Origin of the sequence: Novosphingobium sp. P6W (assembly GCF_000876675.2) — a bacterium.
GTDB lineage: Bacteria > Pseudomonadota > Alphaproteobacteria > Sphingomonadales > Sphingomonadaceae > Novosphingobium.
This window is the reverse complement of the sequence record NZ_CP030353.1, coordinates 1,213,102-1,236,756: the sequence shown is the minus strand read 5'-3', so window position 1 is coordinate 1,236,756 and position 23,655 is coordinate 1,213,102. Positions and strand designations below refer to the sequence as shown.

The following is a 23,655-nucleotide window of genomic DNA, read 5'->3' as shown; positions in this document are numbered from 1 at the left end:
AATGGGACACGATCTCGCCACGCGGTGTCTGCGTGCAATTCGGCGATGCCAGCGGCGACGAGCTCACGACGTTTGATGCCAAGTTTTTTCGGTTAGGCAGCGGCGGCGCTTTTGGCGGATCCTCACTTTATGGCTTTTCCTTGATTGAAGAGCTCACTCCGGCTGATCCCGCCAATGCGACCGCGATCTTATCCGATCTTGTCGCTCGATCGCAGGCAGAACTCTCGATCCAATGAAAGGTGAAACGGCATCATGGCGCGCAATCGACGATATGTCGCGCGCGCTGCTTTCAAAGCCGAATGAACCATCGCACAGTTTCGGGTAAACGTTTGCCTTCCGGACCGCCCATTATCAGAGGTGAAAGCTTCCGTTTCACCGGCACCGTTCGAAAACCCGGCTCTTCCCGAGTGCTCTTAGTTCGAGACGACCCTCCGCTGGAATTCTGAAGCGAATGGTTTCAAACCATTCCTGGCCTTCACCTTGGAACTTGACATGGGCCGACGCTCCCTTTGCGCCAAGTGACGCACTTTGCACGACACCTTTTGCCTCATAGAAGTTACCGTTGTCGGTGTTATTATTACACCTTTGGTATCCTCCCCACCGCATGCGGCAGGCGTGGTTGCCCAGTTGCCTTGAAATGGCTGCGGGATCGTTGCTGCCTGACCAGCGAAAAGGGCGATGCTCAACAGACCAGCCATATTCAGTTTCCTGCGAAAGATTCTATGCTGCCAAACGAAGTAGCGGGATCAACATTGAATACATCATGTCAGGTCCAGTTCCCAACCCACCACATCGCAAATGCTTAACAATCCGAGATGCGGACGAGTCCGGAGTGGCTTCTCGTTGGGGGCGCGGCAACGGTTCAACCGCCTCTCGGTCATCCCTGACCGAAGGTTCATTTCGGCTATCGCTAGACCGAAACCAGCTTTTCCGGACTCGACCAGTTATCGCCTTTTCCCGTGACGGCGCGAACGTCCGAACCTGACAGAAGCCGCCGACGGAGTGTAATAAAGCTGCCGGTCTTTGGGTGCCGACTTTTCGGTCGCCCTGGTGCCGACCCGATTAGTCTGAAAGCAGTCGTCGCAAGAAAGCGCATCCTGCCGTGTGGCCAGCTCGAGTTCCGCACTTGGGAGGAGACAATAATCAGGGCAGGGAGAGCGCCGCCATTGTCACACCGAGCGTGATTGACATAGCGCCCTCTCTAGCAGTCAAAATAATAATGGTGCACGCCTTTTAACCTCGAATGCCAGGGCGCGATCATTGCGGTTACGTAGCTCCTTCTCCAAACGCCGTCTCGCCATCAAACATCGTCATTTCCAGCCATGGCACGCGCGAGATCCGGGATTTGCGTATGGCCAAAACCATGCATATCGGCCAGTGCCAACAGGTAGGATAGCACTGATTCCGCCCCGCTGTTTTCATTGGCGCGGTCGGGATGCAGTCCGTCGCGGCACATGCCGGTATCGACATCGACCAAGGAAATCGCCAGATCGTTCTGCCCCATGAACCAGCCAAAGGCCATGGCCGCTGCCCCGCGCCACCCTGCGTCAGGCTCGACAGCGTGGGCCGCTACACAGGCGGCAATTGTCGCCGTCGCTTCCAGTGGCTGCTGGTCGAAGGCCAGTGGCGTTTTGCGCGTCAACAGGAAGCCTTCAGATCCCACCGGGCGGAAATGGCCCAGTGGCGCCGTCTGGACTTCCATCAGCCAGCGCAGGCTACGCAAGCCGCCATCAATCAGATGGCTGGCTTTGGTAGCGGTTCCAGTGCGGATGAGCGCCTCGCACAGGCGGGCATTGTCATAGGTCAGGCGGTCCTCGAACCAGACCCATTCCCTCGTTTCGGTGATCACCAGCAGATGCGCTAGCCTGTTGGCTAGCGTAACGCGCATGGCAAAGGCCCGGCGATCCTGCGGGCAGGCGCGGCAATAGGCGTCAAGCCCTAGCAGCGTGAAGGCCCAGCTGCGCGGCGCGGTGAAGTCCGCAACCGTGGGCAAGGCCGCCGCGAACAGCCGCGCTGCCCATGCCCCCAGAGAGGTACCGGCACGCGCAAGCGCGCATTGGCCCAGCGACCACAAGGTGCGCCCGTGACTGTCCTGCGACCCGGCAGGCTCCAGCCAGGTACGGTTGAACCCCATGAAGTTGCGGAACCGCTGATTGTCCGGGTTCCACGCATCCTGTACGAAGCTGGCAAAGCGTGAGGTCAGCGCCTCTTCCAGTTCGGGCTCGAGATCGTTGTGGGGAACGCAGCACAACAAAAGGGCGCGGGCGTTGTCATCCACGCAATAGCCGTGGTGGCGGTCGGGGATAGTGTAGACCGCATGCTGGAAAATGCCGGTGTCATCGCACATTGCGATGAAATGCCGATTGGAGGTGGCGGGCAGGGCTGCGTCGATTGGCGGGACTGCTTGCGCCACGTCGCACCCGCCGATGACGCTCAGCACTCGGCTGCGACAGGCCGCGCGAAAGCATGTGAGATAACGCGCGCCGATGGCGCTCCATATCGTTGAACGGCTGGCGGCATAGGCTTTGAGCCCCATGGCAAGACGCGCGGTTTCGTCGCACAGCAAAGCGGCGACCGCTGCACCCAGCCGTGTGACATCGCCGAAGGGGATGAGCACGCCCGACCCGTCGCCCAGCAGTTCGGCGGCATGCCAGTATGGCGTGGAGACCACAGGTCGCCCCAGCCCATGCGAGTAGGCTAGCGTGCCCGATGTCAGTTGCGCGGCGCCTAAATAAGGCGTCACATAGACGTCGCAGGCGGCGATATGGTCGAGCAGTTCGGGCCGTTCGACGAAGCGGTTGAGGAACAGCACATGGTCCTCCACCCCCAGCGCGGCGGCGCGCGCGATCAGCCCGTCGCGGTAGGCCTCGCCAGCATCGCGCAGCAGGTGGGGATGGGTGGCGCCCATCACCACATAAAGCGCATCGGGCGCGGCGATGATAATCGCGGGCATGGCCTCGATCATCGTCTCGATGCCCTTGTTGGGGCTGATGAGGCCGAAGGTCAGGATGATCTGGCGTCCCGCAAAACCGAGCCGCAAGCGCGCCGCATCCGAGCTTTCGAAGGGCGCGTCGGGGATGCCATGGGGGATGATGGCGATCTTTTCAGGATCGGCGCCATAGCTGTCGATCAGAATGTCGCGCCCCTTGGCCGCCATCACCACCACGCGGGCCGAGGCTGCCAGGACCGCCATCATCACCCGGCGCTGGTTCGCGTCAGGGCTGTCCAGCACGGTGTGCAGCGTGCTCACCAACGGAATGTTCAGCGCCGAAATCAGATCCAGTATAAGATCGCCCGCATCGCCGCCGAAAATGCCAAACTCATGCTGCAGACAAGCGACGTCGAAGCCGCCGGTGTTGATCGCCTCGGCTGCGGCCAGATAGCTGGCGGGATCGTCCTGATCGATGTGCTGGCGTACTGCTTTCAACCAGTCATAGTCGCGGCCCGGATCGCGCATGGGAAAGATCGCGGTGCCGGCAACATCGTCCAGCGCGCTGACGGCCTGTTCCAGATCGGTGGTAAACGTGGCAATGCCGCATTGACGCGGTAGGGCATTACCGATGAACGCGACGCGCCAGCGGTGGTTGAACATGTCGCCTCAGAGCTTGCCTTTCGGCTTTTGCATCAGCGCATTGACGGGGTGTACGGGATGAGGAGTAAGCCCGGTGAGGGGCTTTGCGATGGTAGCCTTTGGCTTGCGGACTTCGCGATTGCTGCGCTTTTGTGACTTGGCCATGATGGTCCTCTTTGTGTCAGGATATAGCGTCAGGCGGATCCGCCCGACATGGATCGAAAGCAACGAGCGCCAAAAGGCGGCGGGGCGCAGTCGCCCTCACACGCAGTTCTGCCGGATTTTAAGTAAAGCGGCCTGCTTTCTGCCGGACCCGTCGGGCGGATGGCACTTCGACCACGCTTGGCCCGAACCAGATCTGCCGATGGCGCCTCGTAACACAGTTTGGCCGTGCCCTTGCAGCAATTCGACACCCGACGCGCAACACGGTGTTAGGTCACAGCCAAGGAAGGTGGTATGAACCCTTCATCACAGAAGCGCCCGCAGGCACCCGTGACCGAGAGACATGTGTGCTCCTGCCTGCCAAGCGGAGCAATTGCCATGATCGGCGCTTATCATAACCAGTCCCTTGCCACTCGGTACGCCTCATGAGCGGTCGCGAGGGCGAACCGTTTTCCTTGTGGCTACTCACCCGACAGGGGGCACAGAGGCTGGATCGGCGATCTGGCCAAGGCGGACCGGCTCTTTCCGCGCCGGGGCAGCCCGAGGATATTCGCCAGCACCTGAGCAAGGCACAAGCCGAAGAGCGACATGTTCGAGGCGTTCGAGGATGCCGAACGCCTCTGGCTGAACCAATAGCAATGCTCCGCATGACGTTAGGTCACCATCATTCCCCATAACGCTTCACACCCGACCCCCTGGTGGGAAAATGGCGCGGTCTATCAGATCTATCCGCGCTCGTTTCAGGACAGCAACGGGGATGGCGTGGGCGATCTCGCCGGCATCGAAAGCAGGCTGGATTATGTGGCGACACTGGGGGTGGACGCGATCTGGCTGTCACCTATCTTTCCCTCGCCCATGGCCGATTTCGGCTATGATGTGGCGGATTACTGCGATGTCGACCCGCTGTTTGGCGATCTGGCCGCCTTCGACAGCCTGCTGGCCGCCGCTCATGCGAGCGGGCTCAGGGTGATCCTCGATTTCGTGCCCAACCACAGTTCCGACCAACACCCATGGTTCGTAGAGAGCCGCTCCTCGCGCGATAATTCGAAACGCGATTGGTACATCTGGCGCGATGCGCGGCCGGATGGATCACCGCCCAATAACTGGACGAGCGACTTTGGCGGCTCATCCTGGGAATGGGACGCAGGTACCGAACAATATTACCTCCACGCTTTCCTGAAGGAACAGCCCGACCTCAACTGGCACAACCTGGATGTGCGTGCCGCGATGATGGACGTGCTGCGCTTCTGGCTGGAGCGGGGCGTGGACGGGTTTCGCATCGATGTGCTGTGGCACATCATCAAGGCCCAAGGCCTCCCCGACAATCCGCCCAACCCGGATTACGGCCCCCATCTGGGCGAGCGGGACAAGGTGCTCCAGACCAACTCCACCGACCAGCCCGAGACGCATGACATCTCCGCCGCCTTCCGTGCGCTCGCCGATGAGTACGGCGAGCGGGTGCTTATCGGCGAAATCTTCCTGCCCAACGACCGGTTGTGCGCCTATTATGGCACTCCACACCGGCCCGAGATCCACCTTCCGTTCAATTTCGCGCTGCTGGAAAACGCGTGGGATGCCCGGGGCCTAGCGCGGATCATCGCTGATTACGAAGCCGCGCTGCCACCGGGCGGTTGGCCCAACTGGGTCATCGGCAGCCATGATGCGCCGCGCATCGCTGCCCGCCTTGGCGAAGCGCAGGCGCGGGTTGCCGCCATGCTGCTACTGACCTTGCGCGGCACGCCCACGCTGTATCAGGGCGACGAACTGGGCATCGGCGAGGTCACAATTTCACAGGACCGCCTGCGGGACCCGCGTGAATTGCGCGAACCGGGGCTGGGCCTTGGCCGTGACCGGTCGCGCACGCCGATGCCATGGGATGGCTCGCCTCACGCCGGTTTTTCCAAGGTCGAGCCATGGTTGCCGCTGAGCGATGACTGGGTAAAGCGCAGTGTCGCCGCGCAGCAGGGCGATACGGGGTCGATGCTGGCGCATTACCGCAAGCTGCTGGCGCTTCGGCGGGAGTATCCGGCGCTGGCCATCGGCGATTATCTGGGAGTTGCGGTACAGGACGATGTTCTCGCCTTCGAGCGCCGGCATGGCAAGGAGCGGCTGCTTATCGCGCTCAATCTGGGGGATCACGAATGCCCCATCTCCCTGCCTCCCGGCACCAGCATCGCAGATATCCTCCATTCCACCCTATCCCCGCGCCCTTTCGGCGGCGGTCTGCGCCGTGACGAAGGGCTGATCCTACTGCTCGAAGGAACCAGCTGAGATGCGCGTGGCCATGCTCGCTCCGATCTCATGGCGCACCCCGCCGCGCGCCTATGGCCCCTGGGAACTGGTTACCAGCCTGCTGACCGAAGGGCTGGTGGCACGTGGAATCGAGGTCACCCTGTTCGCCACGCTGGATTCGCGAACCGCCGGCACTTTGTCCGGCGTGGTCGCTCGTGGCTATTCCGAAGACCCCACCATCGAAGCCAAGGTCGCCGAAGCGCTGCACATCGCTCATGTGTTTGAACACGCCGATGAGTTCGACATCATCCATAATCAGGCTGACTTCATGCCTCTGGCCTTTTCGCGGATGGTGGAGACGCCGATGGTCACCACCATCCACGGCTTCTCGTCTCAGCGCATTTTGCCCATGTTCAAAGCCTACGAAGATCGCGTCGCCTATGTCGCGATAAGCCATGCCGACCGCCATCCCCACCTGCGCTATGCCGCCACCATCCATCATGGCATCGTCATGGACCAGTTCGACTTCAACCCAGAGGGCAGCGACGACCTGCTGTTCTTCGGCCGCATTCACCCCCACAAAGGCGCGGGCGAGGCCATCCGTGTGGCGGCACAGGCAGGGCGGCGGCTGGTGATGGCAGGCCTGATTCAGGATACAGGTTATTACCAGCGTGAGGTCGAACCGTTTCTCGGCGCGGCGGTCGATTATCGCGGTGTTATCGGCGGCAGAGCGCGCAAGGCGGCGCTGGGCAATGCCCGCGCCCTGCTGCATCTCATCGACTTCGACGAACCTTTCGGCCTGTCGGTGGTCGAGGCCATGGCCTCGGGCACGCCGGTGATCGCTTATCGGCGCGGATCGATGGCAGAATTGATCGAGGATTGCGTCACCGGCTTCCTCGTCGATACGCCGGAGGAAGCGGTCGAGGCCATCGACCGTATCGGCCAGATCGACCGTGCAACCTGCCGCGCAGCGGTTGCACGGCGCTTCACCGTTGAGCGTATGGTCGATGATTACATCGCTCTCTACGCCCGGCTGATCGCCCCGCGTGGCGCGGAACGACGTGATGACATACCCGGCATGGTGGAATTGCCGCGGCTTGGATGATTTTTCCTGCATGCAGGTTTTCGGCCGATTGGTGGATATTCCCGGCACCAGCGATGAAGAATGCATGTGACCAGATGTGGTGGTAGGTGTCGTACGGCGGGACATGCTTGGATGACGGTTTCGTCCCCTTTCGACGCAATGAACGAAGGGCCGCAAGGGCGCCCTATTTTGGCTCGGCAACTACCGGTATCAGGGCAACATTCGGGTAGGCGAGGGCGGTAGTGGCAGGTCGCGGCCCTAGGCATACACCCGGCGACGGATTTTTGCCGCTTGGGTGGAGATCGTCGGCTATTCCCGCATGTAGACTAGCTCACGCCATTCGAAACTCGGCCTCGCGCAGATTCCGGATGAGGCCGTGGTCGTTGGTCATCGGAGCGATCAATCACCGCCCCGCATCATAGTCGGGCGCGATCAGTCATCGTCACTTTTAAGCTGCATCGCAACGTCCTGGATCAGCGCTCTCAACCAGCGGTGAGCCGGGTCATGTCGGTAGCGGGCGTGCCAAGCCATCTCGACGGGGAAGCTGCCGAGATCGACGGGTGAGGGCAGGATCTTTAGCCGCGAATCCTGCATCAGCCGCCGGCAGATGAGCGAAGGCAGTGTCGCGCAGTAGTCGGTCACCGCAACCATCTCGGCGACCGCGAAGAAGTTGGTCACGGAAATAGCAACGTCGCGCTTGAGCTGCTGCTGCGCCAGCGCCTGAAAGAGGCCAGCCCGCATTCGGCCAGGCGGCATTATGTTGACGTGCTTCAGCGTCTCGAACTGTTCGCGCGTCATAGCGTCGCCGATCTCGGGATGATCGGCGCGCACGGCACAGGCAAGCCCCTCGTCCATCAGGTGCTAGACAACGAGATTGTCTGGTGGATCGACGATGCGACCGAGCACTAGTGCAGTCGTACCGGACACGGCACCGGTCTCGCCGAGGTCGTTGCCATAGGGCGTCAACCGCAGCTTGATGCCGGGCGCGATCCGCTGCAGCCGGGCTACGATCGCCGGCACCAGCACGAACTCTACGTAGCCGTTCGGCGCGATGGTGAAAAGCCGTTCAGCTTGGGCAGGATCGAATCCTTGTTGGCCGAGCACTGCGTCGTCGAGCTGCGCCAGCGCGTCGGCGATCGCCGGCGCGAGCTCGAGCGCGACCGGAGTCGGCTGGATACCATAGCGTTCGCGGATGAAAAGTTGGTCCTGCAACATCAGCCGCAAGCGCGAAAGCGCATTGGAGAGCGCTGGTTGCGTCATACCTACACGCTCAGCCGCGCGCGTGACGCTGCGCTCTTCCATCAAGGCAACAAAGATCGGCAGCAGATTTAGATCGTAGCGCATTGAGTCATATTGCTGGGAGTATATCTGACATCAAGACAATAAACTTCTGGAATATATCAGGATACCCCATCTCCCTCTCGTCAGCAGCGAATGTTGCAAAACAATGGAGGCTCAGATGACTAAGGCGCAAATACTCATCCTTGGATCCAACGCGACGCAGATCGAACTGCGCGGCGGTGGCACCGCCACGATCGGCCAGTACCTCAACGAGATGACGGTTCCCGCACTGGCATTGATCGACGCCGGCTACGAGGTCGTGCTCGCCACGCCCAAGGGAACCAAACCACACGTCGATGAAGTGTCCGACACGGTCGAGCATTTCGACGGCGATCAGGCCGCATATGATCGGGCGTCACGTTTCTTCGACGACCACGCCGCCATGAACGACGTACGCACACTACGGTCTGTCATCGAAGGCGGTCTCGACGGCTATGCTGGCGTCTTCGTCCCAGGCGGCCACGCGCCGGTGGTCGATTTGATGGAAGATCCCGATGCCGGTGCCATCCTGCGCCACTTCCATACGACGGGTAAGCCGACCGCGCTGCTCTGCCACGGTCCGGTCGTCATCGCAGCTGCTCTCGCCGATGCGCCCGCCTTCAGGGCGGCGCTAATCGAAGGGGACGACGCCAAGGCAGCCAGCTTGGCCGAAGGCTGGATATACGCAGGCTATCGGATGACCGTCTTCTCGGCGAGCGAGGAGAAGATCGCCGAGCAGCATTTGCTAAAGGGCGAACTCTACTTCGATATGCCAAAGGCTTTGCGGATTTCCGGCGGTAGTGTCTCGGTCACGCCGAATGACTTCGTGTCCAACGTTGTTGTCGATCGTGAGCTCATCACGGGGCAGAACCCTGCCTCCGATCATGCGCTCGCCAAGGCGCTTATCAAGAAGCTCGGCGGCTCCGCTGCAGTGGGATGAGCACACGCATGACGGGCGGCGCCCTTCGGATCGGATACACACTCTATAACTCTCCATTAAGGATCAACACCATGACTGCTCCCGTAAAAATTGTCGCCGTTCTCACAGCTCGTTCCGGCGTCGCCGATGGGCTGCGTACGCTGCTCGAGGGTATGCTCGACTCCAGCCGGGCAGAACCTGGAAATCTGCGCTACGATCTGTGGCAAGACCAGAGCGAGCCAGGTCGGTTCTTCCTTGACGAGCTTTACGTCGACGGCGCCGCCGTCGCGGCCCACCGCGCGACGCCGCATTTCCAGGCCTACCTCGCCGCGATCAACGACCTTGCGGAGCGGACTGCCTTCGTTCTCAATCCCGTTTCCGCGACCTAAGGATTTGTGATGCGTCACGTGAATCGTTGGATTGGCGCTGTGCTCCTGCTTCAGCGCTTTTACGCGGAATGATCGCGGATGATCGACCTCATAGTAAAGACGTCGCACTTCTGGTTGGCGCCCCGACATTTCCAGCATTGAGTTCGATCCCAGGACACGCGGGAAGCGGCTTTGGATTGGCTGAGCAAAATATCGGCCACACCGCGTAGGTCAGGAAATGGCCGCGATTCGCCGGCTCACGAAGCGCGGTACATCCCGGCTTTGGTAATGCAACCATCTTGTGTCATTCTCTACCCCTATCAGTCTGCGAGCGATACAAGGCTACGGTGAACGGACGGACGTCAGGCGATCGCGGCATTTGGAGGTAGCGCAGGCGAAGGCGTTCAGCCTTTCCATTCATCATAACCCGGGATAGGCGCGCTTTATGATGAACATTCCTTGGGACCAGCCAGCAACGCTCATCGATCTGGATGGCAAGACGCCGGTAATCGGATTGATGCTCGAATGCGTGATGCACTTTTCGCTCTTCAAGCCTTTCGCGAAGGAGCAGGCGCGCATCCTGCTGACGCAGCCCGTGTTCCGCGAAGGCCGCAAAACCCGCACTTGGGTTCTCAATCCTGACGAGATCGAAAAACTTGTCGGGCGGCTCAATGCCGAGAAGGCGGCCCAGTAAGCTCGCGCGATCAGGCGGCGTCCCTCGCATTGATCGTGGCCGAAAGGGCGAGGATCGTGCGCGCGTGCCGCAACGCCACGGCTTCCCGGTCCGCGCGATAGCCCCCACCCAGCGTACTTGCCGATGAAATGCCGCGCCTCTCCGCCTCTCTCGCCACGAAGCGATCGCGGTGCGCGAGCCTTGGTCGGTCAAGAACAGCCGGCCAAGCATGTCATCCTCACGGGCATCGATGCCTGCTTACAGCAGGATCGATAGGCCGGGCCTGATTGCCCGCTCCCGTATCATTTCGGTATGACTTGGCGAGTCCCGAAACACCGCTGGCGCCTGACGCCGCTGTTGGGCGAAGCCTTTGCGGATGGCCGGTTTGTTTCACTTTAAGGCGATCAACGAAGGGCCGGGATCGGGCGCCCCATTTGAGTTCGCGAATGACCGGAATCAGGGAGGAATTTTTCGGAACGGCATGTTTTACAGGCGGTTTGCGGCCACTGGCCGACGAGATGCTAGTCGTGGCGAAGATGAGGAGCCTCTGGCCTACTGGCGCGCCGTTGGCGGGATCCCCGTGCGCGAACGTCAGGTCGTCGAACGAAATCCCGCCCGGAAGTCGCAAGTGATCAATCCCAACTTCGAAGTCTGTGATCAGGTTCGCCAACGATAACGTCCGGCCGTCCGGTGGATCGAGCACGAACAGGTCGGCGCCCGTCCCGCCGGTCAATACGTCGCGCCCGGCGCCGCCAATCAAAGTGTCATCACCGGCCCCGCCCGCCTAGCAGCACGTCGTTGCCGCCGCCGATCAGCAGATCGTTTTCCACTGCCCCGGCGAGGCTTCGCGCGCGTCGATCGTCGCGGTGCGCGTATGGTTGGCGGGTACGCCGTTGAGGATCAGCGTGATCTGCACGTTATAGCTGCTGAGCTTGTCGAGGATCGTCTCCGGCACGCGGTGGGTGCCGTCCGCGTCCAGTTTAACCGCCACGATGCAAGTTATCCCGCAGCCCGCGATGCTCGCTCCGGAATGCCGGTGACGTTGACCGGGAACGGCTGCTGAAGGACGATTTGGAAGCTCGCCTGCGTTGGCGTGGCACCGTTGGCATCGACATGGAAGGCCTCGGCGCGCAGACCGGTGGTCCCGTCGGGCAGGCACCAGGCCGAAATGCCGTAATTGCCAGCCGTCGTGGTTTGTCGGTGACATGGACGATGCGCGCGATCGCCGCGTCGGCGCGGGCGTGGAAGTCAGGCAACTGGCCGGAATTTCCATTGCCGTCGTTGAAGCGGCCGGCATCGTAGTGCTCGACGTAGCCAAGCAGGTAGGTGCCTGGCGGGGGCAGGGCGGCACCCGAATAGCCCTCGGCGCCGTTGGGGTAGACGCCGCCGCCTGCTTCGGTCGCGAACGCGGGATGTGCGGCCAGTGCGCCCGCGGCCAAGACCAGCTTCAGTCCAGTCTTCATCGTTCTCATGGTCATGGAGTTTTCCCTGTCGTTGTTATGAGTGTCTGGTCAGGCGGGCCGGTCGTTCTTCCGGTATTGACCGCCGTAGAAGAGCAGCGGTTCCTCCTTCGCCCCGGCCCGCTGTGCGTGGTGCAGCACTTCGGTGACGAACAAACCGTGGTCCCCGGCGGGGAAGACGTCGCGCAACGTACAGACGAGATGGGCGAGGGCGCTCTCGATCAGCGGCACTGCGCCGTGGCGGGTGAAGGAGATTTCGGCTTCTTCAGGCCGTCCGGTGAAGTGGTTGGACAGCCCCTGCTGCTCCCCGCCGAGAATGTTGAGGCCGAATTGCCCACCCTCACGCAGCAGCGCGGCCATGCATGTGTGTTTGCCGATGCTGACGAGCACCAGCGCGGGCTCCAGCGACACCGAGGTGAAGCTGTTCGCGGTCATGCCGTGGACCGTGCCGTCACGCTCGCTAGTGACAATGGTGACGGCCGAAGGTGCGGCGCAGTTCGTTACGGTCCATGGCTCACACCATTTCCGCGAGGAAGGCGGTGGTCAGCGCCGGTCGACGATGGTCGGGAAGAACCCGCGGGGATCGTCGAAGTTGTTGGCGAACCAAGGCGCCACGCGCGGCTGGGCCCCGGCGCCGCCGAGTAGTCGCACCATATGCTGCGGCGGAGGCTGCAGCATGCCGTTCGTCCATGCCACCACGTCGCGCGCGTAGTCCCATTAGCGATCGAAGGTGCGCTGCATCCATGCCGCGTCGAAAGCCTTGCCCTCGTTCCCATAGAGCGGTTTAGCTATAAGTTTGCGCTACCCAAATGCGGACGGTAAGCTCGGTTGTAATCCGCCCATCTGCAAAGTTGAACGTTTACGACGATAGTCGAGATGAATGAACCTGAGCCTTTAAGACCGTTGACCGCCACGGTTCGTCCGGATCTTTTCGTGCCACTCGGGGTGATCGTCACCGTGCCGCTAGCAAGGGACGCGCCCCATCATCATGTGGCCGTTGCTGGGGCTACCGTTTTCAACTGTGGATCGGTCAGCGGTAGATGCTTTGGCGAAAACGCTGCTCATTTCTACCATGATCATATTGCAAATTTCTTATTGTCGCCCGGATCGCATTCCCGACAGATTGCATGCAATTTTGGCAGAAGGGTGTGGTGCCGAGACGCTCATCGTCGGCAGAAGTATTATCGAGGGCGCGGTGGGGAAGCGAATATCGTTCGTTTTCGTTTCTGTCGTTGCGTGTAATTAGCGCCACCCTGAATTCTGCGGGCTTGCCGCAGCAAACGCATGATAAATCAATTTCCTTCGGCACTGCATTTCTCCTTTAGGCGAAGGGACAATCCAGTCGATCTCAAGCGGGTGATGATGCCGACAAGTCTGCGAACAATATGATTTCAATAGATTTATCGAATTTGTTCATAAATAATACCTCAGATAAATATAAGTTCCTCGTATTGGCAATATAATATTATATTGCCATAAATGAGTATGAAATATTTTATGAGGTAAATTGTTTAGGTTATGGTATATGGGTAGCGCGACCAGAAGGATAAGCAACGATCCTTACGACTTAGCTCGGGGGCCGATATGGGCTCCATCAGGCGCTACTCAGCTTACTTTTTTGGAGCGCCCGCCGGCGTACTGCAGGAGATGCGCCATGACGGCGACCGACGCCGCTGTTCAACGTGCGTTCGAACTCGCAAATAGCGGGGGCTTTGCTTCGGTCAGTGATTTGCGTGCTCAACTTGCACGGGAGGGGCATTTCTTTTCAAACGCCCACCTGGAAGGGCCCGCCCTCAGAAAGCAGTTACGATCCTTGATCCGGCTTGCAAGCGGTGGTGGCTCATGAAGCGCTTGTTCGATTTCGTCCGTGACGGTGACAGCGGGCGGAAACATCATACAGGCCAAGAGTGTCTTGTTGCCTGACATAATTTTGTTACTGAGTGAGTCGGCAGCGAGGTTACTTTTCCGTCGGCAAATTGTACGGCTTTGTGGGCTTCGCGCTGCGGGCAGCCTGTGGCGTAGCGTAGTCCGCTCCGCTGAGCGATTGTTTAGGACGTGAATAGCGGATTTCGTGTGGTAGTCTGTCGCTGCAACAATCTGTTCCAGTATTGCGCGCTTTTCACTCCCCTTGGCGATCCCTGATCGCATTGGCCCACTCGATCCGGCCGGCATGGCGCTGGGCCGCAGTTGCGATGAATTTTGTTGGAATTCAGATGTATCGGACGAAATGCGTACGAGACAGGCTGCGGACAAAGGAAAGGGGCGCCGAGTTTTCCCGGCGCCCCTTCATGATTGATCTCGGTGTTATGCTTTTGTAACTGTGGCTAGCGACACCGGTCTTCGCTATTCCTGAACTTGCCGGACAGCATCTCAGAGATATTGTCCGGCCTCTGCCGGATGTCGTGGTTCAGTCGAGCTTCCACCATCGTGGCCGCCTGCCAGCGTCCATACGCCGCTTTTCCAGGGAGGAAACTACGTAACTATCGCGTTGCAGCATGCGCGCGGAGTGAAATTGTAGGTCCGCCTCAGGTCACCCGCGACCGAGGACACTGAACACTCAGCGCCGGAAGAACAATGTCTACATACAGGGTGGGTTCAACGGGTGGCGGCAACACATGCCTGAAAGCGCTCGGCGGGGGTTTGGTAATCGAGCGTTTTGCGAGGGCGTTCGTTGAGCTGCCGTGCCACGGCGCTCAGCTTGGCCTGGCTATATAGCGACAGATCGGTTCCCTTGGGGAAATATTGGCGCAGCAGGCGGTTGGTGTTTTCATTGGTACCGCGTTGCCAGGGCGATTGCGGATCGCAGAAATAGACCTCGACGTCGCTGGCCAGCGTCAAGCGCCGGTGATCGGCAAGCTCCTTGCCCCGATCCCAGGTGAGCGACCTGTAGAGCTCGCGCGGCAGCTTTTGCGTCTGCTTGATCAGCCCCGATACGACGCTTCGCGTGTCCTTGTTGGCGACCTTGACCAACATGACGTAGCGCGACTGCCGCTCGACCAGCGTGGCGATATAGCTGTTCTTCGTGCCGCCGATCAGGTCGCCTTCCCAATGCCCGGGAATGGCGCGATCCTCGATGCAGGCAGGCCTTTCGCTGATCGAGACCATATCCCTGATCTGTCCGAGACCATGGCGCTTGAGGCTGGCATGGCGGGAACGGCGGACCGTGCGCCGCGCGCGCAGATGCTCCAGCAGCTCCTTCTTCAGAACGCCACGTGCCTGTATATAAAGGCTTCTGTAGATCGTCTCATGTGACACCTGCCTGTGCAGCTCCCCTGGAAACGCACGCCTGAGCCACCCCGAAATCTGTTCCGGAGACCATTTGCGGCGCAGCTTGGCAGATACTGCGCGGCACAAGGCGGGTTCACAAGCCAGCTTGCATATCTTGGGCCGCAGCCCTCGATCCCAGGCCGCCTGATCCGACGCCGTAGCGCGGTATCGTCCCGGCCCGCCATTGCGTTTGATCTCGCGGCTGATGGTCGAGGGCGCCCGCCCCAGACCTCGCGCTATCGCACGCAGCGGATCACCCGCGCTCAGTCCCCGGGATATCTCTTCGCGTTCCGCAAGGCTCAAGGCCTGCCTGCCACGCTTGCGTTCAGGAGGCCGGATACCTCCGCTCGGCGAGATCACCGAAAACACCGATGAGGACTCCCGATCGAACCTGCGACCGATCGAACTCATGGACTCGCCCCGCTGCCAACGGTCCGATATCTCCGCCCGCTGCGCAGACGAATAATAAATCCTGCGACGATATACCATGGTTCACACTCCATCTTCCTTCAAAGATTAAAGTGTTGCTGCCACCCGTTGAACCCACCAGAGAAACCCGGCGTTCGTTGCTGCGGCGGGCGATCCCATGCAGCTTCAACAGACACCGCCCTGACCGGGAGAAGGTAGACTGGGACAGCACAGTTCATTCCGGCACCTGCTGCGACTGCGAAGCGCCGCATAGTCGCGGCGCCCGGACCTCTGATGCCGCGTTCAAAGAGTAGGAGCAGCGTGCCGGCAGCGGTGGCGGGCCTTGGCGCTGGTAATCAAGGGTAAGCGCCAAATCCTCCCCACATTTTCGTAACGGACGAGTTGGCTATGGTTAGTCCCTCAGATGAGGGGTTTCTTAGTGGCAGATGATGTAACGACTTTCGAAACAACTTTCGAAAGGCCCGAGGGGCAACGTCCCTCGCGAATGGATGTGATACCGGCGGGCCGGGCGCGCCGCCGTTGGACCGCGGAAGCGAAGGCGCGGATCATCGCATCAAGTTTCGAGGCCGGTGCCAATGTTGCGCAGATTGCTCGTGCCCACGACATGCTTCCTCAGCAGCTTTACGCCTGGCGGCACGAGAGCACGGTTGGCAAGCGCGCGGGCAACGAGAGGCTAGGCTTCGTTCCCGCTGTGGTCGAGGTCGCGGGCGGCGGCGACGGTGAGTCCAGCGGCAAGGCGGATCAGGAGATTGTGATCCGCACCGCCGCCGTTGCGATCCACGTGCCGCCGGGGGCCAGCGCAGATCATATCGCCCGGGTGCTGGGCGCGGTGAGGCAGGTGGGATGATCATCCCGCCAGGGCCGCTTAATGTGATGGTGGCGACCAAGCCGGTGGACTTCAGGAAGGGAGCGATCGGCCTTGCCGCGCTGGTCGAGCATGAGTTGGGGCTCAAGCCTTTCTCTGGCGTGGCCTTCATCTTCCGTTCGAAGAGAGCGAACCGGATCAAACTCCTGGTGTGGGATGGAACCGGGCTCGTGCTTGTAAGCAAGGTTCTGCAGACCGGCCGCTTCCATTGGCCCAGGGCCGGAGATGGCGTGATGCGGCTTTCTGCCGCCCAGGCATCTGCCTTGTTCGAGGGGCTTCAATGGTCCAAAATGCACACGCCGCGTGTCCATAGTCCGGTCACGACGCGGTAGGTCGCGCGCCTGATTCCCTTGATCGAAAAGCGATTGCGAGCACTCCAAAAACGGCCAGAATACTGGCATGTCCGCCACTGCCGCCGACCTTCCCGACGACATCGCTACGCTCAAGGCGATGGTCCTGGCAGGCCTCGAGCGCGAAGCTCGGATGCAGCATATTCTCGATCAGATCACCCGTACGACCTTCGGCAAACGCTCGGAAAAGCTCAGCCCGGATCAGTTGGCGCTGGGGCTCGATGATCTCGACATCGCCCGCGCCGAGTTGGACGGACTTGCCGAGCAATCGGCGGCGGCGGGAGATCGAAAGAAGAAACGAAGCCGGAAGGAGCCGGGTGCTGCGCGCGCATCTCTTCCAGGACACCTGGTTCGGGTGGAAGAAGTGATTCTGCCCGAGGAAAAGGAATGCCCCTGCTGCAACGGCGCGCTTCATTGCATCGACAGCGACGTCTCGAGCCGGCTCGACGTCATTCCCATCCAGTATCGGGTGATCGTGACAGCTCGTCCGAAAATGGCGTGCCGCGTGTGCAGCGAGGGTGTGTTCTAGGCCCCGGCGCCCAGGCACGTGGTTCCAGGCGGCCTTCCCACCGAGGCACTCATCGCCGACGTCGTCGTCAAGAAGTACGCCGATCACACCCCGTTCTATCGTCAGGCGCAGGCCATGCGGCGCCAGGGCATCGTGATCGATCGAGGAACGCTGTGTAACTGGGCAGGCAGGGCAGCTGGCTACCTTGGGCGCATAACGAGCCGGCTGAAGGCGGATATACTTGCAGGCGCGAGGGTGTTCGCAGACGAAACCACCGCGAAGGTTCTGGCGCCTGGCACCGGAAAAACGAAGACCGGCTACCTGTGGGCGGTTGCCCGCGACGACCGCCCGCATGGCGGCGCCGATCCGCCAGCGGCTGCTTACACCTACATGCCAGGGCGCGGGAAGGTCTGGGCTGACAAGCTGCTTGGGGACTTTAACGGCATCGTCCAATGCGATGGTTACGCCTCGTACAAGCACATTGAGGCCCCCGATCGAAAGGCCGGCCCGAACACTGGCATTTTGCTGGGCGCACGTCAGACGCGGCTTCTTCGACGATGCAAAGGGCGGCAATGCGCCAGTCGCTGAGGAGGCCCTGCGTCGTATCGCGGAACTCTACAAGATCGAGGCGCGGATCCGCGGAACGAGTGCCGAAAACAGGTTCGCCATCCGCCAGGCCGACGCGGCACCGATCATTGCGAAGATGCATCCCTGGCTCAAGGAAATGCTGCCCAAGCTGCCGCGTGGTTCGGGCACAGCCGAGGCGATCGGCTATACGCTCAATCAGTGGAAAGGGCTCATCCGCTTCCTCGAGGATGGGCGTATCGAACTCGACAACAACACGGTCGAGCGATCAATCAGGCCGATCACGTTGCAGAGAAAAAACTCGTTGTTCGCTGGGCACGACCTCGGCGCCGAAAACTGGGCTGGCTTCGCAACCCTGATTGAAACCTGCAAACTGAACGACATCAATCCGCAGGCTTACCTCACTGATGTACTCGCCCGGATCGTGCTGCGTACCGACGCCGATCCCGTCGATGACCTCTTACCCTACAACTGGGTCGACAGCCGCGCCACATCCGCAGCCCAGGTCGATCAGGCGGCCTGAATCCTCCTTGGTGGGGGTGATTTAGCGCTTACAATCAAGGCCATGCACGAGGCCGTCGAAAGTGGCATTGCTGTGTTCGAAGAAGAGTTTTTGGCGGACATCGTCGTGCCCAACGGCCGGACGATTGGCGAGGAAACGCGGCCACTAATCGCTCAGGCCTATTCCGACGGCGCGATGGCAAACCTTCTCCTCGCGGTTGGACGGCCAACGCAATAGGCCGTGGCCACCACCTGACGGGAGGCGGGGGATGAGCGGCAACTTCGGCATGCTCAGGGGGAGCGACACGTCGAGCGGACAGGCGTAGCATCAAGTTCCGAATCAGGAGCTGGGCATGGACTCGATCGAACATCTCCGCCATGCCACCGAGCGTGACGCCAGCGAAGCTGTTGCTGCCGTTGGCGCTGACTTGCCTATTGCGGATGACGAGACCCTCGCTGCAGTGCTTACGGGCATGGTAGGCGGCCCGGTTACTGTGGACGACATCGAGCGCGCCCTCGAAGGGTCTTATGTAAAATTGCCTCTAAATACCCCGGCCGCAGTTCTCAAAGCGCTTCAGCGCATTCTTGATGTCTGGCTGGGCGAGAACGAGGACGACTAGATCATCGTCGCCGTGGCCTGGCGCTGCTGGAACCACGGGTCAGCGGTTGATCCACCGCTAGCAGTCCATCCCATCTTCGCAGTAACGCGAGGGCCTTGTCCGGCGTAGCGTCCGTCCAACGCGCCCAGTCCTCCTGCGCGAGGATCGTCGGCATCCGGTCGTGCACGTTCGCCATCTGATCACAGCCGTTGGCCGTCACCATCGAATCGGCACCGCCCCATTCTTCGGTCGGCCTCAACACGCCCGCGATGGCGAAAACCTTTTGATCGGGCAGTGAATGCGAAGTGCGCGTCATGCTGAAGACGAAGGGGGCTTCAACGAATCGGATGTGCGCGACATGGTGCAGCGGGTCTGGGTTATGGGGGGTGAGGGCGTTACGCGCAAGGACCCCGAGGTCCCGTATCAGCGAACGCGCAGGCTGGCATGGCTCAAGGTCAAAGCGGAGAATGGGCGTAGATGGAACCGAGCGGCATAGGCCTGCGCAAGGTCCACAACCTTGCACAGGCCCGTACACGGATCTCGATGTGAGAGCGCTTCTTGCCAAAGCCCCGAGCGGCGTTGACTTCGATCCGCACCCCATCCGAGACAATGGTAATTGCTGCCGAGCCTTTCATAGGGGATGAGTGAGGGCACTCGGTGAGCAAAAATGACCTTCGTGATATCGGCGGGTCATGACCGACGCCGCTCTTGCTGAGCAGCCCTCGAACTGGCGGAACTGGCCACACGCTATCCCTATCCCGGTTCGCGCAGAGACCCCTACCGGAGAAGGCGTCGGGACGAGAGCGTCCAGAGTTCTCTGAGCGACAAATCCGGGTGCGGGAACTCGATCCCTTCGCTCAGCTTCTTTGACGGCCGATTATTGTCGCAGGGAGGAACGGCATCTTGCCGGCACCCTAGAAGCCGGCCTTGGTGCGGCGGCTTGCAGGGGACCGTCGCACCCCACCTTAATCGTCGAAAACCGACTGAATTCATGATACTAGTATTGGGAACAATCAGCTCTTTTGCGTCCGGAAGGAGAATCGGTGTGGTACAAGGAACTGGTTCACTGACTCGGGCGGAAATTGCTGAGACTATCCGGCGCAAGGTCGGCATTTCTGGCGTAGACGCCCGCGAAATAGTCGACGCAATCTTGGATCATATGGCCAGCAGGCTCGAGCAAGGTGCGAACGTCAAGATCACGACATTCGGAACCTTCGTTTTGCACGACAAAAGCAAGCGGGTCGGCAGAAATCCGAGAAGCGGGTCTGAGCATGCCATTTCGGCCCGCCGTGTCGTGACGTTTCGGGCCAACGGTCATCTCAAGGCTCGATTGGCTAGATCAGCGACCTGATCTGAAGTTCCATCGCCATGGTCTTCGGCTTCACGCTGCCCCGGGCAAATGGTGCCACTCCGGGGAAGGCCATGTAGGTGCGCGCTTGGCGCCACGGCGTCAAGGCTAGGTCGAAGCAACAGTAGATAGGCGCTGTCGTCCCGATCTTTTCCGCCAGTGGCGCGAACGTGTCTTCGTATTCTGCGTTGCCCAGCCAAGACTCCGTGCACAGCAGCGTGCGAAGGTTGATGCCGGGCGTGACGTTGGGCACGCTGAATCGGTTCAGCTCCAAGTTTCCCAGGGGCTCGAGCCCGCGTTCAAAATATTTGTCGTCGAAGCGCCTGGGTTCGATAGCCTTACCGAAAACTATGCCACCGGCTTCGAAGGCGCCCGTCTGCCCGACGACGTCGATGCGCCACCACTGCGCGCTCACCGCGCCCGGCAGGCCTAGCAACGAATGGTAGATTCCGTCGGCGCGCGTGATTGCACACGAGATGAAGGGTAGCGGGCCGCTGTCATAGCCTGACGCGTTACCATCGACTTCGGCTTGAGTGGCGCCAAGTCAGCCCATGGTCTCCGCTCGCGCGAGCTTTGATGCGGGTGCAGCACGGGCTTCCTCGCCGCGGATGAGCGAATTCAGGGAACGAGCGAGAAGCACCTAGAATTAGGAGGAAAGGCTGAATCTTCGCCGTTCGATCTCTTCCACATTCAGGCTTGAGTAATCTCGATCGACAAATAAGAAAAGGCCCGGCACCGCGAATGCGGGCCGGGCTAAGTTTAAAAGGGCTCATCATAGTCCCTTCGGGTCGCACCGTTACGTATGGGCCATTTATTTTTATTTACCTAAGTAATTCGACGCCGGTAAGACTACCCATATCCTAGGCTGTATACAGAGCCCACCATCTCAGCGCATCGCCTTGATTGGGGTGGTGTATTTGGGAAGCCAGTCATCCACTGTTCCCGGAGGTAGCGGGCGCGGAGTTTGCGAAGACGGTCGCGTCCGCTTACTTCTCTGACGAGCGGCGGGCTTATGCCTCATGCGCCCGTATCGCGCCGACCATCAGGGACGGCGCAGTCCGGAAATGCACGTGGCCGCGATAGATCGTTCGTTAGACGCGCCTCAAAGGCGTAACATCGTATTCCGAATCATGAGCGCCTAATGGACTCGACCGAACACCTCCGTCGTGCCCCCGGGCGCGTGGGGAGTGTGTGATGACATCAGATGTCGAGGAGCGCCGCGCTGATTTCCAGCGCGCAATGAAGCGGGATCGTCGGATTGCCGGCGGCGTCCTGGGACTAATTCTTGTTATCGCGTTCTGCGTCGGAGGATTGGGCCTCTATATGGCCTTTTAACCAGAGGTTTGAGCCCGAGTGGCCTTACCTCCATGCCCAGGCCTCAATATCATGCTCCTGGATCGCATCGAACTTGGCAGCGCATAACTTGAACGCCTGATGAAAATGCCCCGGCTCTCGATCACGGAAGCTATCATCTCCTCCGGCACGTCCTGCACCGTGCACCGTGCACCGCGTCATTAGCCTAGCCGGAAGCTCTTAGCAGTGCGGGTCCGATCCTTGCGCCAGGCTGGATCAGGGACAATCAGAACACACAGCTGCGAATAGAAGACCTGTGCGATGTAAGCGGTATGAGCCGCGCAAGCCTGCATCGCCATTTTCTGGCAATGACCGGTCTCAGCCCGCTCCAGTATCACAAGCAACTCCGGCTGCAGGAGGCGCGGCAACTTTTGCTGTCTGGCGATCACAGCGCGTCCGATGTTGCATTCGCCGTAGGCTACGAAAGCGCTTCCCAATTCAGCAGGGAGTATCTTCGGCAATTTGGGGCGCCCCCGGCACGCGACGCTCGCGAGATCAGGCGAGCGATAGGAAATCCTTCGGCAACACCAGGTTGGAATGCGGATTTCCCACACACCGATGTTGCTGGTGGATAATGACGGGGCCAAACACGATGATGAGTAGTGTTCCACCGGGTAACGATGCATCCAATCAACCTGACCGGTAAGTTGAGAGCGGCTTGGCAGGATGAACGTCCGGCATCGCCGAAACCTGCCGCTCCCCGTATAATCGCGAATGCCGGATTTGTCCGGTGGGTTCAACGGGTGGCAGCAACACTTTAATCTTTGAAGGAAGATGGAGTGTGAACCATGGTATATCGTCGCAGGATTTATTATTCGTCTGCGCAGCGGGCGGAGATATCGGACCGTTGGCAGCGGGGCGAGTCCATGAGTTCGATCGGTCGCAGGTTCGATCGGGAGTCCTCATCGGTGTTTTCGGTGATCTCGCCGAGCGGAGGTATCCGGCCTCCTGAACGCAAGCGTGGCAGGCAGGCCTTGAGCTTTGCGGAACGCGAAGAGATATCCCGGGGACTGAGCGCGGGTGATCCGCTGCGTGCGATAGCGCGGGGTCTGGGGCGGGCGCCCTCGACCATCAGCCGCGAGATCAAACGCAATGGCGGGCCGGGACGATACCGCGCTACGGCGTCGGATCAGGCGGCCTGGGATCGAGGGCTGCGGCCCAAGATATGCAAGCTGGCTTGTGAACCCGCCTTGTGCCGCGCAGTATCTGCCAAGCTGCGCCGCAAATGGTCTCCGGAACAGATTTCGGGGTGGCTCAGGCGTGCGTTTCCAGGGGAGCTGCACAGGCAGGTGTCACATGAGACGATCTACAGAAGCCTTTATATACAGGCACGTGGCGTTCTGAAGAAGGAGCTGCTGGAGCATCTGCGCGCGCGGCGCACGGTCCGCCGTTCCCGCCATGCCAGCCTCAAGCGCCATGGTCTCGGACAGATCAGGGATATGGTCTCGATCAGCGAAAGGCCTGCCTGCATCGAGGATCGCGCCATTCCCGGGCATTGGGAAGGCGACCTGATCGGCGGCACGAAGAACAGCTATATCGCCACGCTGGTCGAGCGGCAGTCGCGCTACGTCATGTTGGTCAAGGTCGCCAACAAGGACACGCGAAGCGTCGTATCGGGGCTGATCAAGCAGACGCAAAAGCTGCCGCGCGAGCTCTACAGGTCGCTCACCTGGGATCGGGGCAAGGAGCTTGCCGATCACCGGCGCCTGACGCTGGCCAGCGACGTCGAGGTCTATTTCTGCGATCCGCAATCGCCCTGGCAACGCGGTACCAATGAAAACACCAACCGCCTGCTGCGCCAATATTTCCCCAAGGGAACCGATCTGTCGCTATATAGCCAGGCCAAGCTGAGCGCCGTGGCACGGCAGCTCAACGAACGCCCCCGCAAAACGCTCGATTACCAAACCCCCGCCGAGCGCTTTCAGGCATGTGTTGCCGCCACCCGTTGAACCCACCCCTACCTGCAGGCGATGAACAAAGGCGGGGTATCGGGCAGCGGATTTTGGTTCCGCGACGTCCTAAATCAGGGCGGAAAAAACCCTCAAGGGATTACATTGCCTA

Annotated in this window: 26 protein-coding genes and 3 pseudogenes; 16 read left to right on the top strand and 13 right to left on the bottom strand. The window is 60.5% G+C overall.

Features of this window, described 5'->3' with window-relative positions; translation table 11 throughout:
* Positions 1–32: 32 nt before the first annotated feature.
* Positions 33–236, top strand: coding sequence for a hypothetical protein (locus TQ38_RS21715; protein WP_043980260.1), 204 nt, complete (start codon positions 33–35; stop codon positions 234–236).
* 1,064 nt (positions 237–1,300) lie between these two features.
* Here the strand turns inward: TQ38_RS21715 and TQ38_RS21710 are convergent.
* Positions 1,301–3,592: a glycosyltransferase family 4 protein gene (locus tag TQ38_RS21710; RefSeq protein ID WP_082057980.1), complete on the bottom strand. Its 2,292-nt coding sequence runs from the start codon at positions 3,590–3,592 to the stop codon at positions 1,301–1,303.
* Positions 3,593–3,598: 6 nt separating this feature from the next.
* Complete coding sequence (locus tag TQ38_RS30685; protein WP_205316126.1) at positions 3,599–3,736, bottom strand: hypothetical protein; 138 nt, start codon at positions 3,734–3,736, stop codon at positions 3,599–3,601.
* 663 nt (positions 3,737–4,399) lie between these two features.
* On the opposite strand from TQ38_RS30685, the gene TQ38_RS21700 reads away from it, so the two are divergent.
* Entirely contained in the window at positions 4,400–6,004 is a 1,605-nt protein-coding gene (locus tag TQ38_RS21700) for an alpha-amylase family glycosyl hydrolase (protein ID WP_043980255.1), read from the top strand.
* A gap of 1 nt (position 6,005) precedes the next feature.
* A complete protein-coding gene (locus TQ38_RS21695; RefSeq protein WP_043980253.1) occupies positions 6,006–7,070 on the top strand; it encodes a glycosyltransferase family 4 protein in 1,065 nt (354 codons plus the stop codon).
* A gap of 411 nt (positions 7,071–7,481) precedes the next feature.
* Here the strand turns inward: TQ38_RS21695 and TQ38_RS31070 are convergent, their stop codons facing one another.
* Both TQ38_RS31070 and TQ38_RS31065 read right to left on the bottom strand, forming a co-directional pair.
* On the bottom strand, positions 7,482–7,904 hold the full coding sequence (locus TQ38_RS31070; RefSeq protein WP_240198039.1) for a LysR substrate-binding domain-containing protein: 423 nt from the start codon (positions 7,902–7,904) through the stop codon (positions 7,482–7,484).
* Positions 7,905–7,910: 6 nt separating this feature from the next.
* Positions 7,911–8,393 carry a LysR family transcriptional regulator gene (locus TQ38_RS31065; protein ID WP_240198038.1) on the bottom strand — a complete coding sequence of 161 codons (483 nt, stop codon included), beginning with the start codon at positions 8,391–8,393 and terminating at the stop codon, positions 7,911–7,913.
* A 115-nt stretch (positions 8,394–8,508) separates the two neighbouring features.
* Here TQ38_RS31065 and TQ38_RS21685 point away from each other — a divergent pair, with 115 nt between their 5' ends.
* The 3 genes from TQ38_RS21685 (at position 8,509) to TQ38_RS21675 (ending at position 10,350) form a co-directional block, all read left to right on the top strand.
* A complete protein-coding gene (locus TQ38_RS21685) occupies positions 8,509–9,309 on the top strand; it encodes a type 1 glutamine amidotransferase domain-containing protein (RefSeq protein WP_043980265.1) in 801 nt (266 codons plus the stop codon).
* Between the two features lie 71 nt (positions 9,310–9,380).
* A complete protein-coding gene (locus TQ38_RS21680; protein ID WP_043980251.1) occupies positions 9,381–9,677 on the top strand; it encodes a putative quinol monooxygenase in 297 nt (98 codons plus the stop codon).
* A 424-nt stretch (positions 9,678–10,101) separates the two neighbouring features.
* Positions 10,102–10,350 (top strand): hypothetical protein, encoded by a 249-nt coding sequence (locus tag TQ38_RS21675; protein WP_043980249.1) that lies wholly within the window; start codon positions 10,102–10,104, stop codon positions 10,348–10,350.
* A gap of 217 nt (positions 10,351–10,567) precedes the next feature.
* On the opposite strand, the pseudogene TQ38_RS31060 reads toward TQ38_RS21675, so the two are convergent.
* The 6 genes and pseudogenes from TQ38_RS31060 to TQ38_RS30110 all read right to left on the bottom strand — a co-directional run.
* Positions 10,568–11,101: pseudogene (locus TQ38_RS31060) on the bottom strand (hypothetical protein); the annotation flags it as partial.
* A gap of 39 nt (positions 11,102–11,140) precedes the next feature.
* On the bottom strand, positions 11,141–11,320 hold the full coding sequence (locus TQ38_RS21665) for a hypothetical protein (RefSeq protein ID WP_043980247.1): 180 nt from the start codon (positions 11,318–11,320) through the stop codon (positions 11,141–11,143).
* Positions 11,310–11,807, bottom strand: coding sequence for a hypothetical protein (locus tag TQ38_RS30675; protein ID WP_205316125.1), 498 nt, complete (start codon positions 11,805–11,807; stop codon positions 11,310–11,312). Before TQ38_RS30675 ends, TQ38_RS21665 begins: the two co-directional genes overlap by 11 nt.
* Before the next feature lie 33 nt (positions 11,808–11,840).
* A pseudogene (locus TQ38_RS21655) lies at positions 11,841–12,263 on the bottom strand (flavin reductase family protein); the annotation flags it as partial.
* Between the two features lie 69 nt (positions 12,264–12,332).
* Positions 12,333–12,467: a hypothetical protein gene (locus TQ38_RS31345; RefSeq protein ID WP_255417977.1), complete on the bottom strand. Its 135-nt coding sequence runs from the start codon at positions 12,465–12,467 to the stop codon at positions 12,333–12,335.
* A 352-nt stretch (positions 12,468–12,819) separates the two neighbouring features.
* Positions 12,820–13,098: a hypothetical protein gene (locus tag TQ38_RS30110; RefSeq protein WP_162792345.1), complete on the bottom strand. Its 279-nt coding sequence runs from the start codon at positions 13,096–13,098 to the stop codon at positions 12,820–12,822.
* Positions 13,099–13,443: 345 nt separating this feature from the next.
* Here TQ38_RS30110 and TQ38_RS30105 point away from each other — a divergent pair, with 345 nt between their 5' ends.
* Complete coding sequence (locus tag TQ38_RS30105; RefSeq protein WP_162792344.1) at positions 13,444–13,635, top strand: hypothetical protein; 192 nt, start codon at positions 13,444–13,446, stop codon at positions 13,633–13,635.
* 749 nt (positions 13,636–14,384) lie between these two features.
* On the opposite strand, the gene TQ38_RS21645 is transcribed toward TQ38_RS30105, so the two are convergent.
* Positions 14,385–15,545: an IS30 family transposase gene (locus tag TQ38_RS21645; RefSeq protein WP_043980241.1), complete on the bottom strand. Its 1,161-nt coding sequence runs from the start codon at positions 15,543–15,545 to the stop codon at positions 14,385–14,387.
* A gap of 424 nt (positions 15,546–15,969) precedes the next feature.
* On the opposite strand from TQ38_RS21645, the gene TQ38_RS21640 reads away from it, so the two are divergent.
* From TQ38_RS21640 to TQ38_RS21625, 5 genes and pseudogenes are all read left to right on the top strand, one after another.
* A complete protein-coding gene (locus tag TQ38_RS21640) occupies positions 15,970–16,332 on the top strand; it encodes a transposase (RefSeq protein WP_043980237.1) in 363 nt (120 codons plus the stop codon).
* Positions 16,329–16,682 (top strand): IS66 family insertion sequence element accessory protein TnpB, encoded by a 354-nt coding sequence (gene tnpB / locus TQ38_RS21635; protein ID WP_043980234.1) that lies wholly within the window; start codon positions 16,329–16,331, stop codon positions 16,680–16,682. The genes TQ38_RS21640 and tnpB overlap by 4 nt, the downstream gene beginning before the upstream one ends.
* Positions 16,683–16,749: 67 nt before the next feature.
* Positions 16,750–18,316, top strand: a pseudogene (locus TQ38_RS21630) (IS66 family transposase).
* A gap of 42 nt (positions 18,317–18,358) precedes the next feature.
* A complete protein-coding gene (locus tag TQ38_RS30100) occupies positions 18,359–18,532 on the top strand; it encodes a hypothetical protein (RefSeq protein WP_162792343.1) in 174 nt (57 codons plus the stop codon).
* A 115-nt stretch (positions 18,533–18,647) separates the two neighbouring features.
* Positions 18,648–18,914, top strand: a complete 267-nt coding sequence (locus TQ38_RS21625) for a hypothetical protein (protein ID WP_043980231.1) — start codon at positions 18,648–18,650, stop codon at positions 18,912–18,914.
* A 1-nt stretch (position 18,915) separates the two neighbouring features.
* On the opposite strand, the gene TQ38_RS31055 is transcribed toward TQ38_RS21625, so the two are convergent.
* On the bottom strand, positions 18,916–19,209 hold the full coding sequence (locus TQ38_RS31055) for an SOS response-associated peptidase family protein (RefSeq protein ID WP_043980229.1): 294 nt from the start codon (positions 19,207–19,209) through the stop codon (positions 18,916–18,918).
* 675 nt (positions 19,210–19,884) lie between these two features.
* On the opposite strand from TQ38_RS31055, the gene TQ38_RS21615 reads away from it, so the two are divergent.
* Positions 19,885–20,244, top strand: coding sequence for an integration host factor subunit alpha (locus TQ38_RS21615; RefSeq protein ID WP_082057976.1), 360 nt, complete (start codon positions 19,885–19,887; stop codon positions 20,242–20,244).
* Here the strand turns inward: TQ38_RS21615 and TQ38_RS21610 are convergent.
* A complete protein-coding gene (locus TQ38_RS21610; protein ID WP_043980225.1) occupies positions 20,228–20,677 on the bottom strand; it encodes a hypothetical protein in 450 nt (149 codons plus the stop codon). The genes TQ38_RS21615 and TQ38_RS21610 overlap by 17 nt on opposite strands.
* Positions 20,678–21,435: 758 nt before the next feature.
* On the opposite strand from TQ38_RS21610, the gene TQ38_RS30095 reads away from it, so the two are divergent.
* From TQ38_RS30095 to TQ38_RS21600, 3 genes are all read left to right on the top strand, one after another.
* Complete coding sequence (locus tag TQ38_RS30095; RefSeq protein ID WP_162792342.1) at positions 21,436–21,576, top strand: hypothetical protein; 141 nt, start codon at positions 21,436–21,438, stop codon at positions 21,574–21,576.
* A 215-nt stretch (positions 21,577–21,791) separates the two neighbouring features.
* Entirely contained in the window at positions 21,792–22,169 is a 378-nt protein-coding gene (locus TQ38_RS21605; protein ID WP_370059835.1) for a helix-turn-helix domain-containing protein, read from the top strand.
* Between the two features lie 213 nt (positions 22,170–22,382).
* Positions 22,383–23,543 (top strand): IS30 family transposase, encoded by a 1,161-nt coding sequence (locus tag TQ38_RS21600; RefSeq protein WP_113942023.1) that lies wholly within the window; start codon positions 22,383–22,385, stop codon positions 23,541–23,543.
* Positions 23,544–23,655: the final 112 nt, after the last annotated feature.

Coding starts and splice junctions, on each gene's coding strand:
- TQ38_RS21710 (WP_082057980.1), bottom strand. CDS start 3,592: ATGTTCAACCACCGCTGGCGCGTCGCGTTCATCGGTAATGCCCTACCG.
- TQ38_RS30685 (WP_205316126.1), bottom strand. CDS start 3,736: ATGGCCAAGTCACAAAAGCGCAGCAATCGCGAAGTCCGCAAGCCAAAG.
- TQ38_RS21695 (WP_043980253.1), top strand. CDS start 6,006: ATGCGCGTGGCCATGCTCGCTCCGATCTCATGGCGCACCCCGCCGCGC.
- TQ38_RS31070 (WP_240198039.1), bottom strand. CDS start 7,904: ATGGACGAGGGGCTTGCCTGTGCCGTGCGCGCCGATCATCCCGAGATC.
- TQ38_RS31065 (WP_240198038.1), bottom strand. CDS start 8,393: ATGCGCTACGATCTAAATCTGCTGCCGATCTTTGTTGCCTTGATGGAA.
- TQ38_RS21685 (WP_043980265.1), top strand. CDS start 8,509: ATGACTAAGGCGCAAATACTCATCCTTGGATCCAACGCGACGCAGATC.
- TQ38_RS21680 (WP_043980251.1), top strand. CDS start 9,381: ATGACTGCTCCCGTAAAAATTGTCGCCGTTCTCACAGCTCGTTCCGGC.
- TQ38_RS21675 (WP_043980249.1), top strand. CDS start 10,102: ATGATGAACATTCCTTGGGACCAGCCAGCAACGCTCATCGATCTGGAT.
- TQ38_RS30675 (WP_205316125.1), bottom strand. CDS start 11,807: ATGACCATGAGAACGATGAAGACTGGACTGAAGCTGGTCTTGGCCGCG.
- TQ38_RS31345 (WP_255417977.1), bottom strand. CDS start 12,467: ATGCTGCAGCCTCCGCCGCAGCATATGGTGCGACTACTCGGCGGCGCC.
- TQ38_RS30105 (WP_162792344.1), top strand. CDS start 13,444: ATGACGGCGACCGACGCCGCTGTTCAACGTGCGTTCGAACTCGCAAAT.
- TQ38_RS21645 (WP_043980241.1), bottom strand. CDS start 15,545: ATGGTATATCGTCGCAGGATTTATTATTCGTCTGCGCAGCGGGCGGAG.
- TQ38_RS21640 (WP_043980237.1), top strand. CDS start 15,970: ATGGATGTGATACCGGCGGGCCGGGCGCGCCGCCGTTGGACCGCGGAA.
- tnpB (WP_043980234.1), top strand. CDS start 16,329: ATGATCATCCCGCCAGGGCCGCTTAATGTGATGGTGGCGACCAAGCCG.
- TQ38_RS30100 (WP_162792343.1), top strand. CDS start 18,359: ATGCACGAGGCCGTCGAAAGTGGCATTGCTGTGTTCGAAGAAGAGTTT.
- TQ38_RS21625 (WP_043980231.1), top strand. CDS start 18,648: ATGGACTCGATCGAACATCTCCGCCATGCCACCGAGCGTGACGCCAGC.
- TQ38_RS31055 (WP_043980229.1), bottom strand. CDS start 19,209: ATGACGCGCACTTCGCATTCACTGCCCGATCAAAAGGTTTTCGCCATC.
- TQ38_RS21615 (WP_082057976.1), top strand. CDS start 19,885: ATGATACTAGTATTGGGAACAATCAGCTCTTTTGCGTCCGGAAGGAGA.
- TQ38_RS30095 (WP_162792342.1), top strand. CDS start 21,436: ATGACATCAGATGTCGAGGAGCGCCGCGCTGATTTCCAGCGCGCAATG.
- TQ38_RS21600 (WP_113942023.1), top strand. CDS start 22,383: ATGGTATATCGTCGCAGGATTTATTATTCGTCTGCGCAGCGGGCGGAG.